The sequence below is a fragment of the Idiomarina sp. A28L genome (assembly GCF_000218785.1).
GTDB lineage: Bacteria > Pseudomonadota > Gammaproteobacteria > Enterobacterales > Alteromonadaceae > Aliidiomarina.
This window is the reverse complement of record NZ_AFPO01000002.1, coordinates 97,076-113,162: the sequence shown is the minus strand read 5'-3', so window position 1 is coordinate 113,162 and position 16,087 is coordinate 97,076. Positions and strand designations below refer to the sequence as shown.

The following is a 16,087-nucleotide window of genomic DNA, read 5'->3' as shown; positions in this document are numbered from 1 at the left end:
CAGAAACAACAGGCATGAGCCGAAAAGAAGCAACCCGCACATTACATCGTGGCGAAGTTACCGTAGCTGGCGAGGTTGAAAAGAAAGGCGCTAACCATGTTCCAGAAGGTGCTGAAGTGCGTTTTAATGGTGTGCATTTACAGCTTCTAGGCCCCACCTATTTGATGTTCCATAAGCCAGTTGGCTGTATTTGTGCCAACGATGATCCGCACCACATGACAGTGTTTTCTTATTTAGATTTACCCAACCCAGATAAATTCCATACTGTGGGCAGGCTTGATTTAGATACCTCGGGGCTGCTGTTAATAACCAATGATGGTAAATGGACACACCGCATTACCTCGCCCAAACATGGCTGTAAAAAAGTATATCGAGCTGTAGTGGCCGATCCGTTAGAAGAAAAGAACATTGAATCTTTTAAACGTGGCTTGAAATTACACGATGAACCAAAGTTAACTGAGCCTGCAGAGCTAGAGATTATTTCTGAGCGCGAAGCTTTAGTTACCGTATCAGAAGGGCGTTATCACCAAGTGCGCAGAATGTTTGCTGCTATTGGTAATAAAGTTGAAACCTTACATCGTGAGCAAATCGGCGAACTCGCTTTGGGTGATTTAAAATCGGGTGAATTTCGTGAACTAACCGCTGAAGAAGTGGCTTTGTTTTAATCTGTCATGATTATATTCTCTCTTTATTTGTTCTCATAACTATTGGTACGAGTTAACGTTAACGTGTTTTATGGGCTGAATTCTGAGCAAGATCTGTAAAGATACTGTTCAGAATTTAGCCGCTACTTGCATGTTTTATAAATGAGTTCGTCCTGAACTTTTAGCGCTTTAACGCAAGCTTTCTGGTGGTAGAACTTGTAACCTGTATATTGGTTATTTGCTTTTACACAAAGGAACAGAGTGTTATGTCTCAAGCCCGCCGTCTTCTCCGCCCGTCACCGCTGCTAATTGCTATTGCTGCAGCGTCTTGTTTTTCTGTTGCGCTCGCTGATGTTCCAATAATTCAGCCCGGAGCGCCAGGTCAGCCTAGCCGTCAAATTAGTTCTGATGAAGCTATACAACTAGTAAGTGCTCGCTACTCAGATGCTGATGTTAAATTTATGCAGGGCATGCTGCCGCACCATCAGCAAGCGTTAGATATGACAGTATTGCTGGCGCAGCGCACTAGCAGCAATGAAATGATTGAACTTGCAGACCGTATCGAGCGAACTCAAAAGGATGAGATTGAGTTTATGCAGCAATGGTTGCAGGAACGGGGTGAAGATGTACCAAGCACTGATTGGCGAGGTGGCGAACACGAGGGGCATCACGGCCATCACAATCATCAAAACATGAAGGGTATGGCGACGCCTGAGCAAATGGCAGAGCTAGAAGCCGCAAGTGGCCCTGATTTTGATCGCATGTTTCTTGAATTCATGATTAAGCACCACGAGGGTGCATTAAGCATGGTTAACGATCTGCTCCGGCAACGGGGTTCAGCACAAGTGCCGGAAATGTTTGAGTTTGTAAATGACATCAATAACGACCAGAAAGCCGAAATCGAGCGAATGTTAGTGATGTTAGCGGGCTATTCACCCGATCCTCGTGCGGGCCTTGCCGCTGGCTTCCGTGATGCTGAGGAAGCAATCTGGAATATGGAATTGTTGGCAGCCTTACCAAAACCTGCGGGTTTCTTTGATATTGATAACCCTGCAGGATTACCTGAAAGCCGCTTGCGCGAGCTTGCAAAAGAAGCTGCAGATGGCGAAAGCACTGATGCCGAAGCTGAAGGTAACAGCGAAGCATCAACAAACCGCCCAGGGCTGCTTGATTTTGCCAATACTGATATGGCCTTTTCGGGTAACACGCTAGTGGTAGGAAGCTATCATGGCTTCAAAATATACGATATCGCCAAGCAAGGGCAGCCAGAATTAATTAGTGCTGTTGTTTGCCCTGGTGGGCAAGGTGATGTGTCGGTTGTGGGCGATTTGCTCATTATGTCGGTAGAGCAAGGCCAAGGCCGGCTTGATTGTGGTTTAACCGGTGTAGCAGGAACGGTTAGTGAGGAGCGGTTCCGTGGTTTGCGTATTTTTGATATCAGCGATTTAGCGATGCCTATGCAAGTAGGCGCGGTGCAAACTTGCCGTGGTTCACATACGCATACTGTGGTTTCGGGGCCCGATGAAGAGAATCGCCTTATTGTTTACAACTCGGCTACCAGCTTTGTGCGTGAGGGCGAGGAACTCGAAGGTTGCTTGAATGAAAACCCTTATCGAGATGAGCGTACGGCGCTTTTCCGTATTGATGTAATTGAAATTCCGGTTGATAGCCCGCAAGATTCACGGATTATTCACAGCCCTGCTGTATTCGCAGACCCAGAAAGTGGAAATCTTGCAGGCCTTTGGGAACGTGGAGATCACGGCCCAGGCACGCAAACTACGAGTGAAACAAACCACTGCCATGATATTACAGTGTATCCCGAAGCCAACATTGCGGCTGGCGCTTGTTCAGGAAACGGGATCCTTTTTGATATTTCAGATCCAGTAAATCCTGTACGTATCGATGCTGTTGTTGATCCTGGCTTTGCATATTGGCATTCAGCTACCTTTAGCAATGATGGTAGCAAAGTGATTTTCACTGATGAATGGGGTGGCGGTACGCGGCCACGTTGTAAAGCTTCAGATCCGCTAACTTGGGGTGCGAATGCGATTTACGATATTGTTGATCAGAAGCTAGTGTTCCAAAGCTATTACAAAATGCCTGCGCCGCAAACTGAAACTGAGAACTGTGTAGCGCATAACGGTTCGTTACTGCCAGTGCCAGGGCGCGATATTATGGTGCAAGCTTGGTATCAGGGTGGTATTTCTGTGTTTGATTTTACCGATTCAAGCAACCCGATGGAAATCGCTTACTTTGATCGTGGGCCAATTGACGAAAAAGCGCTAGTTACCGGTGGCTACTGGTCTGCTTATTGGTATCGTGGCGCTGTTTATGGCACTGAAATCGTGCGCGGCCTTGATGTGCTCTCGTTACTGCCAAGCGAATATTTAAGCGAAAATGAATTGGCAGCAGCTATGCTGGTGGATAAAGGTGAAGCGTTTAACCCTCAGCTTCAATCTTTTTTAAGCTGGCCAACAGATCCTGTTGTCGCCCGTGCTTTTCAGGACCAGCTCGAACGTGATAACAAGTTAAGCAGCGACCAGATAACACAGATGAACAGTTTATTGGAGCGGGCTGAACAAGCTCTTGATTCTGGTACTAAAAATCGTCGCCTTGCGAGAAGCTTGAGTGGCTTGGCTAGCGATTTCAGCGAAGCGGCTCGTAAACACGAAGGCCTTGATCGGCAGCGTATGAGTGAACTTAGCAAAACGTTAGATGGTGTTGCTGCACGTTTACGATAATTAGTTGCAGTATGGTTTTAGATGATCTCGCGCTTTCAATTTGAAGTTGTAATCAGATTGAAAGCGCGATTTTTTGTTTGTGAGGTTTGATTAAATAAATAAACGCTTATACATGTGTTCTGCGTAATCGTCTGTCATGCCGGCAATGTAATCGCATAAAACGCGATCAGCGGCTACTTGCCCATCTTGCTCATACGCTTGCAGCCAGCGACCGCGAGTATTGCGCGGAAGCAAGCGCTGTGGTTCTGCATGAAATGCTGAAAAAAGATTAAGCAGCATATTCTGGCTTCGATACCGTAATTGTTGAATAGCGGGCTGATTAATAACGTGCTCAAAAACTACAGCTTTCAAACCATCTAGTAAAACTCGCTCATCATCTGGCAAAATGGCATTCATTTTTACCAAAGCTTCTTCCGCATCGGGCAATACTTCTCTTACTCTTACTGCCGTAACGAAAATATTTACCATCGCACCAATCGCGTTTTTTCGCTGATGGTGGGTATCGGAAAATAACTCATGTTCTAATTGTTGCATTAATGCACGCAAATCTGAGTTAAGATTTTGCAGTACTGCTGGAATATGTGCATCCCACTGCTGGCGGTTCAAATTCCCGGTTACTACTGCATCTTCTAAATCATGGACGCCATATGCTATATCGTCGGCTAGCTCCATCAATGAGGCATCAAAAGATTTGTGCTTTGAACGTTGCCACGGGGCTTTATCCAGAACATTCACGGCTTGGAATATTTCGCGGTCATCTTTGCTCAAGGGTTCTAAAACCCAATCAAGTAAATCGGCATCTGCGGTAAATACGGCTTTAGTGGGCTTCCACTGAGATAGGCTCTTTGGGTGTTCTTCCGTTGGCCTTGGAGAATCCGGAGTAAGTACCGGATACTTTAATAATCCGAGTAAAGTGCGGCGGGTAAGATCCATGCCGTGATCTTGATGGTAGGCTTCAAGCCGGCCCACTATACGGAATGTTTGGCCGTTCCCTTCAAAACCGCCAGAACCTAGCATTTTGTAATTAAGAGCGGTTTCGCCGCCATGGCCAAATGGTGGGTGGCCAATATCATGGGCTAAGCACAAAGCTTCCATTAGGTTCTCATCAGGCAAAAGAGCACGCACTGAATCGGAACCTGCATGCGCGAGCTGGTTTATTAATGATGAACCAATTTGCGAAGCTTCAAGAGAGTGAGTGAGGCGAGTGCGGTAAAAATCATTCTCGCCGATATTCATGATTTGTGTTTTCGATTGCAAACGGCGGAATGCAGCTGAGTGAAGAATTCGCGCTCGATCTCGCTGCCAGGGGTTTCGTAAATCACCGGGGCGAGCAGGTGCTGCTCCCGAACGTCGTTGCTGCCAAATAGTTTCCATGAAAACTCGCAAAGCTGAAAATTGAGTGTTTATGTTACGTGGCTATGCGTTGTTTGAGCAAGTGCTAAAGCTTGCGTTAAAGCACATAATCACCCGATGCTCACCAATACCAAGGTAGTTGTCTTTTCGCTCTGCGATGACAAAGCCAAGTTTCTCATACAGCTTGAGGGCATTAGTGTTTTCTGGTGCAACACTGAGCTGAATGCTCTTAAAGCCCTGAGAAACTAATTCTTCGAGGGCATGCTGCAACAATATAGAACCTACCCCTTGGCCTCGGTAATCGGCGCCAATAAGTGCAGACATGATCCACGCTTCGTTTTTAGCTTCACCCGGCGCGGCCAGAACATAGCCGCAGATTTCCCTGTTTGTTTGTGCCACCCAAAACATACGAGGCCACTGCCTGTAAGCTTGAAATAGAAAAGCCGAGGGATATCCCTCGGCCTCATAATGCTGATATTCCAGAGCTGTTAATGCTGGCATATCAGCGGCTTTTGCAAAACGTATATTCATTCGTTTCCTAGTTAATTTACTGGCGAATGCCTTCTACTACTAAATCCATGTAAACAGTTTGCGCTGCCGGACCTAGATTGAATTCCATACCAAAATCAGAGATGTTTAATGCTACGGTGCCGGTAAAGCCCGCGCGGTATCCACCCCAAGGATCGTCACCTTGGCCATACTTTTCAACATCAATCGTGATTTCACGTGTTTCACCAAACAAAGTTAAATGGCCGGTTATCGCCCCTTTGCCATCACCGTGGTCGGCATAGCTAGTGCTTATGAACTTCGCTTGGTTATATTTATCTACATCTAGGAAATCACTGCTGCGTACATGACGGTCGCGCTCTGCGTGGTTGGAATCAACAGATGCTGTATTCACCGTCACTTCAACTTTGTTCTTACTTGGGTCAGCTTCATCATAAGTGAAAGTGCCTGAGAAATCATTAAAACGGCCAACAACATAACTAACACCCAAGTGGTCTATTTTGAAGTTGATTGATGCATGCGCTCCTTCGGTATCGATAACATAATCAGCGGCGATTGCTGAGGTACTTAAAGTAGCAGAACCAGCGATGATCGAGGCAAGAGCAATGTTTTTAAGGTTGAATAATTTCATAGTAATTCTCCTTGAAGAGAGTAGTGATAAATGTATTCGGAAATTTTTGTTTAGTTTTCGCTATCTAACTTTTATTAATCGTTCGTGTTCTTATCAATAACACCAGCCATCCGTTTCAAAGTGGCATCTTTATTTATAAAATGGTGCTTCAACGCTGCAAGAATGTGAATTGCGGTCAACACCATCATGGTTGTAGCTGCATAGAAGTGAACCGTACCCCAGAAATCTTCCTGCCGGTTTGCCAGCGCTTGAATTGCTGGCACTGTGAACCAATCAAACACGGCTATTCCTCGGCCATCGGCAGTAGATAATAGATAGCCGCTACTAAATACTACAGCTAGCAGTATATACAGCGCTATGTGGCCTGCGTGCGCGGCAAAGCGCTCAATTGGCTTTTGCGCAAGCATTTTTGGCGATGGGTTTAAAAACTTCCAAGTGAGCCGAAACGCAACTAAAGCAGCAAGTATAAGGCCGATACTGCGGTGAATATTCGGATAAATTCTGTAACCCGGATCGTAGTAACCCAACGAAACTATATATAGGCCAAGCGGATACATAGCTAAAACGGTTAGTGCCACCAACCAATGCATAACAATACTTGGCCACCCGTACTGGGTTTTGCTATTTCTGATTCTGTGGGTAAACGCCATTAGTGCTTCCTGCAATATTCTAAATTTTCGCTTTGTTTTAACTTGAATAAAGGTTAGCCTACTAACCCTTATTCAGCAAATGCATGATTTAAATAAAAGCTATGCGCAAGGTGCATAATGAGAAGCTTAAAACTTAGAAATATCGATTTGAATTTGTTGGTTGTTTTGGATGTATTGCTTGCCGAGCAACATGTATCTCGCACCGCGGAGCGGCTGAATATGAGTCAGCCCGCGGTGAGCAGGGCGCTTGGGCGCTTGCGAGAAACACTGAACGACCCGCTATTGATTCGTACTGCATCGGGTTTCACGCTGAGTTCTCGAGCTGTACTGCTGCGAGGTGAGCTGGATATCGCATTGCGAGATATTGAACGCGTTATTGAACCACCAAACTTCAACCCTAGCACTGATGATAGTTTAATTCGCTTAACTGGTTTAGATATGGAAATTGGTTTGTATTTTCCAGCTTTAGTAAAGCGGCTACGGAAATTGGCGCCGCTAATGCGCTTTGAAGTAGTGCGCCAAGAGCATGATAGTTTTCCAATGTTAGAGCGTGACGATGTACATTTTAGTTTAAGTGGGTTAGCTCCTATGAGCGCGGAGCACAGTTTGCATCGGAAAATGCTGCAAGAGATGAAGGTTGTTTGCTTAATGGCTGAAAACCACCCTTTAGCGCATTGCCCCATGACAGCTGAACAGTACGCAAACAACCCTCACGGCTTAGTTTCTATTACTGGCCGTGGGCCAGGCACGATGGAGAATGTACTTGCGCAGCATGGCTTACAACGCAGAGTTGCGTTACGCCTATCGGGTTTCACATCGGTAGCTGATTTCCTCGAAGATAGTGATTTAATCTTCACTCTACCTGAACGATTGGCGGAACGAATTGCAGAGGGACGAAGATTAGTAATTCGGCCACTACCGGCACCACTAAAAGCGAGTTCTGTGCGGTTTTATCTATATTGGCATGAGCGTTACCACAACGACCCTCGAATGATTTGGGTTCGGGAGCAACTCTCGGCAACACTTAGTTGATTTTTGAGAGGATTCGGCAGGTTAAAATGTAGTTCGCTTAGCTGTTTTATTAGCCCTGTTTTTTCTATTTTAGTTAGCCATTAAAAACTTAAAAAAGCTAGCTGCGACACGGGCTGTCGCAGTATTGGGTGATAAATAAAAATCAACTAAAATATTCTATCTTGAGGGCTTATATCTTTGTTGCTCATTGGTTCGTCTGTCGGTAAAGTTAGCTTAGGAATGCGGAAAAAAAAAGGAGTTTGCATGACTACTAACAGCGCTCGAATGACCATCACCAGACAGTGGGAGCTGTTAAAGTTGCTACCAAATCGCCCGCCGGGGGCTACCTCGCGTGATTTGGAGCAAACACTTTCTGGCGAAGGCTTTGAAGTGAGCAAACGCACCGTTGAGCGAGATTTATCGGAATTGAGCCGCTTGTTTCCAATTATCTGCAACGCCAAAGGGAAACCTTACGGCTGGTATTGGGCAAAAGATGCAAGCATTGACATGCCGGGGATCTCGGTTGCGGAAGCGTTATCGCTCTCATTAATTGAGCAAATAATGAAGCCATTGATACCGAAATCGGTGATGGATTCAGTGCAGCCCCGTTTCCGGCAAGCAAAGAAAACGTTGAATGGGTTGAAGAATCCGCAAAAACTCTCATGCTGGACGGAAAAGGTAGCGCATGTGCCGGCAAATTTGCAGCAGCCTCCGGTTATTAAACCACAGGTGCTGGAAATCGTACAAAATGGGTTGGTCCATGAAAATGTGTTAGAAGTAAAATACCAATCTATGCGTAAGCAAGATATGAGTAACTTACGGCTGCACCCTCTTGGGTTAGTGCAACGTGCCGCAGTTACTTATTTGGTAGCTTCAGCAGAGCCCTATGAACAACCGCGCCTATTTGCGCTGCAACGTATAGAAAAAGCAAAATTAACTGATAGTAAGGCTATTGCGCCCGATGGCTTTTCATTACAAAACTATCTTGATTCAAGTGCTCTGAAGTTCGATTCAGGTAAAGATATAGTATTGAAAGTGAGGCTGTTTTCAGACGATGTTGTGCGATCATTAACGGAAAGCCCGATTAGTGATGAACAAGAAATTAGAGCGGATGAAGAGGGTGCTGTGCTAATTGCCAATGTTAAAGATTCATGGCAAGTGCGATGGTGGTTACTCTCATATGCGGAGCTTGTTGAAGTGTTGGCGCCAGAGCAGTTACGCGCCGAGGCGGCCCGCAGGCTTGCTCTAGCAGCTGAACGTTACGCCGATTAGCAATCGTTAAGATAACAGCTAGTACAAATGAAGCCGGTTGCATGTGCAGCCGGCTTTTTTGTGCGTGCTCACTATATCTACCCTGTTACTTTACGCAGCAGAGCGCGGCTTATAACCCGCATTTTATCGCGCGAAGAGAAGCGTTTTAAGGTGCTCTTCACTACGCCACTAGTAAACCGAGTGCGCTTCGAATAATCAATGCGAACATCTACTAATACAGTTTCACCACTTTTTGCTGCGTTAATGGCTTGAGCTACTTTTTTTGCGCACTCTGCGTTGTTGGTGATAGAAATGAAAGTGCAGTGGGTAGCTTCAGCTAGGGCTTTAATGTTTAACGGCTTCAAAACGGTGCATGTTTTTCGGTTATAGGGAATTTGCTGAGCTTGGGAGATTTGAGAAAGCTCGCCATCGTTAAACACGAACACCGGCACACCTAAGTTTAATTCGCTGGCCGTGGCCATTTCTAGCCCGGTCATGCGTAATGCACCATCACCTACCACACCCACAACTTGGGTATCAGGTTTCGCTAGCTTGGCCCCAATCACGCCCGGAATGCAGTAACCCATAGCGTTGAAATCGCTAGGCGAAATAAACTTTCGCGGCCCGTGAATAGGCATTAATTCGGCCATTAGAAAAGTATGGTTGCCATCATCGGCTACTAAAACGGCATCATCATCTAGCTCAGAGCGTAAGGCGTTAAAAAACACTGCTGGATTAACCCGATCGCCGCTTTTGTGGGCTAACCACTCTTCGTTGTATTTGTGCTTCCACTCTTTTATCGTGCTCACAAGGGCAGCGCTATCGCGAGGTTTACTCTGTGTTTGTAGGTATTCTAATAATAGTGGCACCGAACGAGCCGAATCACCGGTAATCGCTATTTTGGCTGGAAAATTAGCACTAAACACTTCTGGGTTGATATCTAGATGAATTAAGTTTTCTGGTACAGGCATGCTGTAGCTGCCCGTTGGAATTTCCGCAAAACGAACACCAATGGCTAGTAAGCAATCGCAATCGGTAAACGCATGTTCGGAAGCTGGCACCGCGTATTCGCCGAAGCCCATTCCGGTGTGTAACGGGTGATTTCCAGGAAATACACTTAATCCCTGCAATGTAGTGCATACGGGCGCGCCCAAATGCTCAGCAAGCTCAATTAATTTAGCACTCGCGCCGAGCGCTCCCCAGCCCACAAATAGGCCGGGTTTTTTAGCGTTAGCTAACATTTCAGCGGCTTGTTTAAGCAGTGTTTTATCTACCTGCTGTGCCGCGGAATCGGCATCAAATGCCTGCATTCCCTCAACCTGGCCGAGAAAGTTACCAATGTTGTAAGGCAGCTCAACGAATACCGGCCCAGGTTCACCAGAAGTAGCTATACGATAGGCTTCATAAATCGTTGGTATTACTTCGGCATGCGATTCGATGCGAAAGGTTGCCTTGGTAATGGGTGAAAGCAAGGTGTGTTGATCCATATCGTGCAATTGGTATTTATGCCCGCTCTCAGTGTGAATACCACCCGATATCACCAGCATTGGAATACCATCGAGGCCGGCTTCGCCTATACCACTCGCTGCATGGGTTACACCAGCCGCGGGAACTATAACCATAGTACCAATGCTCTCGCCCATGCGGCTCACCGCATCGGCCATAAACGCACCTGCACCTTCATGGCCTACTAAAATAGGTTGTATGCTATCCGAGGCATTTAGTTCATCGTAAAGCTCGGTGTTGTGTACTCCAGGAATACCAAAAGTATGTTTCACACCGAGTTGCTCTAGCGCATAACGCGCTAATGCTGCACCTGATTTGTTCATTTTATTTCCTCTTGCCGTGCTATCGCCTGCGCGGCCCGGCGGCCATTCAAAATACAATTAGATAAAAAAGTGCCTTCAAGGGAGCGAATACCGCTAATGCCACCGCCGCCAAAGCCCGCGGCTTCGCCTGCCGCATAAAGGCCAGGAATAGGCTTTCCTTGCAGATCGAGCACTGAAGAATCGAGGTTGGTTAACATGCCACCCATACTTTTGCGGCTCACAATGCGCTCACGTATCGCAATCAGCGGCCCTGCTTTCCTATCTACTATCGGCTGAAACGCGCAAGTTCTTAATTTATCACTACGCCATTGCCGTAACTGCTGAATCTTTCTAAGTTGATCATCGTTCCATAAATTTGGCCCGCGGCGAATGTTGTTATCATAATTGGCAACATCGCGTTGCATGGCGTCTATGTCTAACTGATCATCATTAGCCAGTTTTTGCATTTTTTCGGCTAACTCAGGCAGGGTATCTGCGCATACTACATCTTCACATTCATTCACCATCCATTCTACCAGCGCATGGTTACCCCGTAAGGTTTGCCAGATGATTTTCAAGAGCTTTTTATCGCGGAACAATGGGTTTTCATCGGTGCCAGATACCGCCATTTCTTTGGCAGCAATTTTCCAATTCATTACTTGCCAAGTATATTGCCCCGGCGAATGGCCAGTGCGTTTGCACAAATCGTGGGTATCAAAGCCGGTTACCATGGGGGCGGGGCCAATGCGCTCGCCTTTTGCGTTTAGCCAAAGCGCCGATCTGGGTGGAATTAAACTTAATCCATGGCGCGGAAATTTTGGTTTAGGGTGAGCGATACCCGCCGCGTAATTCCACATTTGCCCGAGGTTAACCACTTGCCCGCCTACGTTTCGAACTTCATCATGCAGAGCACCATCGGCGGCTGGCGAAACCCCGTTCAGAATGTTTTCAGGAAATGGCCCATAAATGGAATCCCAATGTTCGCGAACACGATCAAGGTTGCCGTTAATGCCGCCACTACAAACGATAGTGGCCTTGGCTTGAACCTGAAAATCAAAAGATGTTGAGCTATCGGAAGTTCCGGTTCCTATACATCCTCCAATAGCACCGCTTTGCACATCGCGAATGAAACTGTTCACGCGATGTTTATGGTATATTTTTAACTTATCGATATGCCGATGCGTGCGCAATTTCGCAATCAATGTTTGCACAACCCCGCGGCCACAACCCCACGCAATATGATAGCGGGGTAATGAGTTGCCGTTGCCAACATTGCCCCGCTCAACCCATTGAACGGCAGGGAAAAAGCGAATGCCGTGTTGTTGCAGCCAATCATAAACATCAGTTTTACAGGCATATGCATACTCTTTTGCCCAGCGCTGGCCCCACATATCATTTGCGTTAAACTCTGCGGCTCTAAGCCAATCGGCGAGTAATAGCTCGGGTGAATCCTTGATTCCATTTTTCCGTTGCTCGTTGGTGTTAATTAATAGCATACCGCCAAAGGCATCATTTGCTTGGCCACCAAAATTAGCTTCGGGTTCGGCATCAACTAATATCACCGATTTGCCCGAATCGAGCAGTTCCAGTGAGCTCACTATGCCGGCTAACCCCCCGCCAATAACGAGAGTATCGGCGCGATAAATCTGTGCCTCGGAAGAATTCATTGATTACACCATGTAAAAACTATCGAATAGCAGTAAACTTACCAGATATCGTTAACGAATTTTATACATTTTCCGCGCTAAAACTAAAACCATTCAATTCGTGGCGTGATAGAGAATAGCGGCTTAAACACAGAAACAATCGTTTTATTAAGGCAATTATGTTGATAACTGTTAGCAAGATTGCGCTTGCTCCTATGCTGCTAATGCAAGGCAAGCGAGTGCGTTTAAATACACCGCGCTTGCCCGAGCCTGAGGGCGAACGCAGTGGTGTGATTTGTGGCGAAAAACCAGCGTTGCGAGTATTGATTTGTGGAGATTCAGCGGCTGCCGGAGTAGGGGTTGCCGCACAGCATCAAGCCCTGTCGGGGCAATTGGTGGCTGAGTTACAGCGGCGTTTCCCTTTGCGGCATATAGAATGGCATTTGTGGGCGAAAAATGGCGATAACAGTGCTGTTGCGCTAACTAAGCTGCATTTGAAAGCCGCGCAGCAGTTTGATGTGGTGGTTACTTCCCTGGGCGTTAATGATGTAACCGGAAATGTGCCAACAGCACAGTTTCGCGATTGCCAACAAGCAATTGTGCAATTGCTGCAGGAAAAATTTCATGCATCGCAAATCATTTTAACGGCATTACCGCCCATGCATCTATTTCCAGCTTTGCCGCAACCACTACGTTGGTTTCTTGGCCAACAAGCACGCAGGCTAACGCATGAGCTAGATACTGTAGCGGCTGTGAATCATGGCTGCGAAGTACTCGATGTAAGCTTTCCTATGGATGAGGATGTAATTGCCAGCGATGGTTTCCATCCGGGCTCTATCGGCTATAAGCTATGGGCGCAGGCAATAGTGCGCAAGATAGAGGATACTCATGGTTAAGTTTTCAAATTCGATTAGCTATATCACGCTTGGAGTTGATAGCTTAGAGCGCTCATTAGCGTTTTATCGCGATGGCTTAGGTTTAGCTACGAAGGGGATTTTTGGCGAAGAATTCAATAACGGTGCGGTAGTTTTCTTTGATTTTCAGCCAGGCCTAAAGCTTGCCTTGTGGCCGCGTAAAAGTATTAGCGAGGAATGTGGTGTGCCTCTAGGTACACCTGATTCGGCTGGCTTCATGCTGGCGCATAATGTAGCCAATGAAGCTGCGGTAGATGCCATTGTGCAGCAGGTTATTAATGCTGGCGCCACTATTGTAAGGCCCGCGAAGAGCTTTGGTTGGGGTGGCTATGGCGCCGTGTTTCAAGATCCTGATGGCCATCTGTGGGAGGTTGTTTGGAACCCTCACGATAGCGCCTGATAATCGCTCAACAAAATCCGCTTTAGGCGCGCTTTAATCTTAACGCATTTGTAAGAACAAAAATGCTCGATAAGGCCATGGCACCAGCCGCTAATATTGGCGATAGTAAAATGCCAAATACCGGATATAAAATGCCCGCCGCAACCGGCAGCAAGCTTGCATTGTAAGCAAATGCCCAAAATAAGTTTTGCTTTATGTTGCGTAAGGTTTTTTGGCTAATTTCTATCGCCGCCACCACAGCGCGTAAATCACCACGCATTAACACCACATCAGCCGATTCAATGGCAATATCAGTGCCGCTGCCTACCGCTATGCCGGTATTAGCCTCAGCAAGTGCGGGCGCATCGTTAATACCATCACCCACGAATGCCACGGGGCCAAATTCATCACGTAATTGCTGAACGGCGGTAACCTTGCCATCGGGTAGAACTTCGGCAATTACTTTATCGATACCGAGCTTAGCCGCGATTGCATTCGCTGTTGCTTGGTTATCACCAGTAATCATTGCTACTTGTAGGCCAAGAGAATGAAAGGCCTTGATAGCTTCAGGAGTACTTTCGCGAATGGTATCCGCCACAGCAATAATAGCAGCGAGTTTGCCATCTACAGCCGCATAAAGCGGAGTTTTACCCTCGTTCGCTAGGCGCTTAGCGGTGTCGCTAAAAATAGCAACCGAGATATCCAGCTTCTGCATATAGCGATCGGCACCAATGTGTACTTGAGTGTTATGTTTTGTATTAGCGGTAACTTTTGCAACAGCTCCCATACCAGAAACTGATTGAAAATCGATGCATTCAGCAATTTCGATACCTTTATCGAGTGCAGCAACAACAATCGCATTGGCAATTGGATGTTCTGATTGTTGCTCTACCGCAGCAACTAAAGCTAATACTTCAATTTCTGTAAAGCCTTCAACCACCTCGAAATCGGTTAGCTTTGGTTTACCTTCAGTGAGAGTTCCTGTTTTATCCAGGGCTATTACTTTACTATCGCGCAGGGTTTGCAGCGCTTGGCCTTGGCGGAATAACACACCGCGCTCAGCCGCACGGCCGGTACCCACCATAATGGATACGGGAGTAGCTAAACCCATTGCGCAGGGGCATGCAATAATCAAAACCGCTACGCCATTCACAAGCGCAAAGGTGAGGGCAGGGCTTGGCCCAAAGAAAAGCCATACAATTACTGTAAGCACTGCAATGGCCATTACGATAGGGACAAATATTGCAGTTACTTTATCGACCAAAGCTTGTACTGGTAATCTTGCTCCCTGTGCTTGTTCCACCATTTTAATAATTTGCGCAAGCAGAGTATCGGCACCAATTTTCGTAGCTTTAAAGGTAAGTGAGCCATTACTATTTACCGTTCCGGCCGATACCATATCGCCGATATTTTTTGCTACCGGAATAGGTTCACCCGTGAGCATCGATTCATCCACATATGAATCACCGCTAGTTACTTCGCCATCTACAGCAATGCGTTCGCCGGGTTTGGCTTGAATTAAATCACCTAATTCAATATCAGCAATGGCAAGCTCTTGCCATTCATTGTTTCTTTTTACCCGTGCCGTTTTCGCTTGTAACCCAATTAAACGTTTAATGGCATCGCCTGTGTGGCCTTTTGCTCGCGCTTCTAGTAAGCGGCCGAGCAAAATTAAGGTAACTATTACTGCGGCCGCTTCGTAGTAAACGTTTGTGGTACCAGCGGGTAAAATGCCGGGGCTAAATGTAGCCACTACCGAAAATAGCCAAGCCGCACTAGTGCCCAGTGCTACTAAAGAATTCATATCTGGCGAGCCTTTTACTAAAGCAGGGAACCCTACTTTGTAAAAACGCCGGCCGGGTATAGCCAAAACTAAGGTAGTGAGCACGAATTGCAGTTGCCAATTAAGGCTTTGCCCAAGGTTTTGCTCTACCCAATGATGAATGCTGGGAATAAAATGGCTGCCCATCTCTAGAATAAAAACCGGCAAGGTAAGCAGTGCAGCAAACCAAAAACTTTGCTGCAACGATCTTAATTCAATGGCTTTGTGGTCTTTTGCTGTGGCATTAGTAGCGTGCGTAGCATCATGATCATCCGATTTAATTTCGGCTTGGTAGCCAGCAGCCTTTACTGTGCTTTGAAGCTGCTTTGGTTCAACGCTGCCGCTAATAAATTCGACAACAGCTGTTTCACTGGCTAAGTTAACTTGTGCTTTATAAACGCCCGCTACATTTTGGAGTGCTTTTTCAACCTTGCCCACGCACGAAGCGCAGTGCATACCTATTAAATCAAGCTCTATGCGTTCAATACGGGCAGGGTAACCAGCCTTTTGCAAATTACTTACTGCATTGGCTAGCGCCTCAGAATCGTTATATTCAATATCAGCTTTTTCGTTGGCAAGGTTTACCGAGGCAGCGATTATGCCTTCGCTCTCTTGTATGGCTTTCGTGGCTCGGCTCACACAGCCGGCACAGGAAAGTTTGGTAATTGGCGCTTGAATAACCTGGCTCATACCACCCTCTAAGAATCTAAGCTATGATGCTTAAACTATA

Annotated in this window: 13 protein-coding genes; 6 read left to right on the top strand and 7 right to left on the bottom strand. The window is 46.5% G+C overall.

What is annotated here, in order from left to right; translation table 11 throughout:
- Positions 1-14: 14 nt before the first annotated feature.
- Together A28LD_RS01630 and A28LD_RS01625 are read left to right on the top strand one after the other, a co-directional pair.
- The gene (locus A28LD_RS01630) at positions 15-665 is read left to right on the top strand and encodes a pseudouridine synthase (RefSeq protein WP_237704236.1); all 651 of its coding nucleotides are present in this window, start codon (positions 15-17) and stop codon (positions 663-665) included.
- 245 nt (positions 666-910) lie between these two features.
- Positions 911-3,385: a DUF305 domain-containing protein gene (locus A28LD_RS01625; RefSeq protein ID WP_007419311.1), complete on the top strand. Its 2,475-nt coding sequence runs from the start codon at positions 911-913 to the stop codon at positions 3,383-3,385.
- Between the two features lie 90 nt (positions 3,386-3,475).
- On the opposite strand, the gene A28LD_RS01620 is transcribed toward A28LD_RS01625, so the two are convergent.
- The 4 genes from A28LD_RS01620 to A28LD_RS01605 all read right to left on the bottom strand — a co-directional run bounded on the left by A28LD_RS01620 (position 3,476) and on the right by A28LD_RS01605 (position 6,526).
- On the bottom strand, positions 3,476-4,759 hold the full coding sequence (locus A28LD_RS01620; RefSeq protein ID WP_007419310.1) for an anti-phage deoxyguanosine triphosphatase: 1,284 nt from the start codon (positions 4,757-4,759) through the stop codon (positions 3,476-3,478).
- A 42-nt stretch (positions 4,760-4,801) separates the two neighbouring features.
- A complete protein-coding gene (locus A28LD_RS01615; protein ID WP_007419309.1) occupies positions 4,802-5,269 on the bottom strand; it encodes a GNAT family N-acetyltransferase in 468 nt (155 codons plus the stop codon).
- 16 nt (positions 5,270-5,285) lie between these two features.
- Positions 5,286-5,876 (bottom strand): YceI family protein, encoded by a 591-nt coding sequence (locus A28LD_RS01610; protein WP_007419308.1) that lies wholly within the window; start codon positions 5,874-5,876, stop codon positions 5,286-5,288.
- Positions 5,877-5,950: 74 nt separating this feature from the next.
- A complete protein-coding gene (locus A28LD_RS01605; RefSeq protein ID WP_007419307.1) occupies positions 5,951-6,526 on the bottom strand; it encodes a cytochrome b in 576 nt (191 codons plus the stop codon).
- Between the two features lie 117 nt (positions 6,527-6,643).
- On the opposite strand from A28LD_RS01605, the gene A28LD_RS01600 reads away from it, so the two are divergent.
- Entirely contained in the window at positions 6,644-7,558 is a 915-nt protein-coding gene (locus A28LD_RS01600; RefSeq protein ID WP_007419306.1) for a LysR family transcriptional regulator, read from the top strand.
- 243 nt (positions 7,559-7,801) lie between these two features.
- Positions 7,802-8,809 carry a helix-turn-helix transcriptional regulator gene (locus A28LD_RS01595; protein ID WP_007419305.1) on the top strand — a complete coding sequence of 336 codons (1,008 nt, stop codon included), beginning with the start codon at positions 7,802-7,804 and terminating at the stop codon, positions 8,807-8,809.
- A 77-nt stretch (positions 8,810-8,886) separates the two neighbouring features.
- Here the strand turns inward: A28LD_RS01595 and A28LD_RS01590 are convergent, their stop codons facing one another.
- The gene (locus tag A28LD_RS01590; protein WP_007419304.1) at positions 8,887-10,617 is read right to left on the bottom strand and encodes a thiamine pyrophosphate-binding protein; all 1,731 of its coding nucleotides are present in this window, start codon (positions 10,615-10,617) and stop codon (positions 8,887-8,889) included.
- Complete coding sequence (locus tag A28LD_RS01585; RefSeq protein ID WP_007419303.1) at positions 10,614-12,263, bottom strand: FAD-binding dehydrogenase; 1,650 nt, start codon at positions 12,261-12,263, stop codon at positions 10,614-10,616. The genes A28LD_RS01590 and A28LD_RS01585 overlap by 4 nt, the downstream gene beginning before the upstream one ends.
- Before the next feature lie 158 nt (positions 12,264-12,421).
- Here A28LD_RS01585 and A28LD_RS01580 point away from each other — a divergent pair, with 158 nt between their 5' ends.
- Both A28LD_RS01580 and A28LD_RS01575 read left to right on the top strand, forming a co-directional pair.
- Positions 12,422-13,138, top strand: a complete 717-nt coding sequence (locus tag A28LD_RS01580; protein WP_007419302.1) for an SGNH/GDSL hydrolase family protein — start codon at positions 12,422-12,424, stop codon at positions 13,136-13,138.
- Positions 13,131-13,556, top strand: a complete 426-nt coding sequence (locus tag A28LD_RS01575) for a VOC family protein (RefSeq protein WP_007419301.1) — start codon at positions 13,131-13,133, stop codon at positions 13,554-13,556. Before A28LD_RS01580 ends, A28LD_RS01575 begins: the two co-directional genes overlap by 8 nt.
- 22 nt (positions 13,557-13,578) lie before the next feature.
- Here the strand turns inward: A28LD_RS01575 and A28LD_RS01570 are convergent, their stop codons facing one another.
- On the bottom strand, positions 13,579-16,047 hold the full coding sequence (locus tag A28LD_RS01570) for a heavy metal translocating P-type ATPase (protein WP_007419300.1): 2,469 nt from the start codon (positions 16,045-16,047) through the stop codon (positions 13,579-13,581).
- Between the last annotated feature and the right edge of the window lie 40 nt (positions 16,048-16,087).

What these genes read in the sequence shown, in the direction of transcription:
- A28LD_RS01570 (WP_007419300.1), bottom strand. Translation starts at nt 16,047, where the DNA reads ATGAGCCAGGTTATTCAAGCGCCAATTACCAAACTTTCCTGTGCCGGC.
- A28LD_RS01595 (WP_007419305.1), top strand. Translation starts at nt 7,802, where the DNA reads ATGACTACTAACAGCGCTCGAATGACCATCACCAGACAGTGGGAGCTG.
- A28LD_RS01585 (WP_007419303.1), bottom strand. Translation starts at nt 12,263, where the DNA reads ATGAATTCTTCCGAGGCACAGATTTATCGCGCCGATACTCTCGTTATT.
- A28LD_RS01575 (WP_007419301.1), top strand. Translation starts at nt 13,131, where the DNA reads ATGGTTAAGTTTTCAAATTCGATTAGCTATATCACGCTTGGAGTTGAT.
- A28LD_RS01580 (WP_007419302.1), top strand. Translation starts at nt 12,422, where the DNA reads ATGTTGATAACTGTTAGCAAGATTGCGCTTGCTCCTATGCTGCTAATG.
- A28LD_RS01615 (WP_007419309.1), bottom strand. Translation starts at nt 5,269, where the DNA reads ATGAATATACGTTTTGCAAAAGCCGCTGATATGCCAGCATTAACAGCT.
- A28LD_RS01600 (WP_007419306.1), top strand. Translation starts at nt 6,644, where the DNA reads ATGAGAAGCTTAAAACTTAGAAATATCGATTTGAATTTGTTGGTTGTT.
- A28LD_RS01625 (WP_007419311.1), top strand. Translation starts at nt 911, where the DNA reads ATGTCTCAAGCCCGCCGTCTTCTCCGCCCGTCACCGCTGCTAATTGCT.
- A28LD_RS01630 (WP_237704236.1), top strand. Translation starts at nt 15, where the DNA reads ATGAGCCGAAAAGAAGCAACCCGCACATTACATCGTGGCGAAGTTACC.
- A28LD_RS01590 (WP_007419304.1), bottom strand. Translation starts at nt 10,617, where the DNA reads ATGAACAAATCAGGTGCAGCATTAGCGCGTTATGCGCTAGAGCAACTC.
- A28LD_RS01620 (WP_007419310.1), bottom strand. Translation starts at nt 4,759, where the DNA reads ATGGAAACTATTTGGCAGCAACGACGTTCGGGAGCAGCACCTGCTCGC.
- A28LD_RS01605 (WP_007419307.1), bottom strand. Translation starts at nt 6,526, where the DNA reads ATGGCGTTTACCCACAGAATCAGAAATAGCAAAACCCAGTACGGGTGG.
- A28LD_RS01610 (WP_007419308.1), bottom strand. Translation starts at nt 5,876, where the DNA reads ATGAAATTATTCAACCTTAAAAACATTGCTCTTGCCTCGATCATCGCT.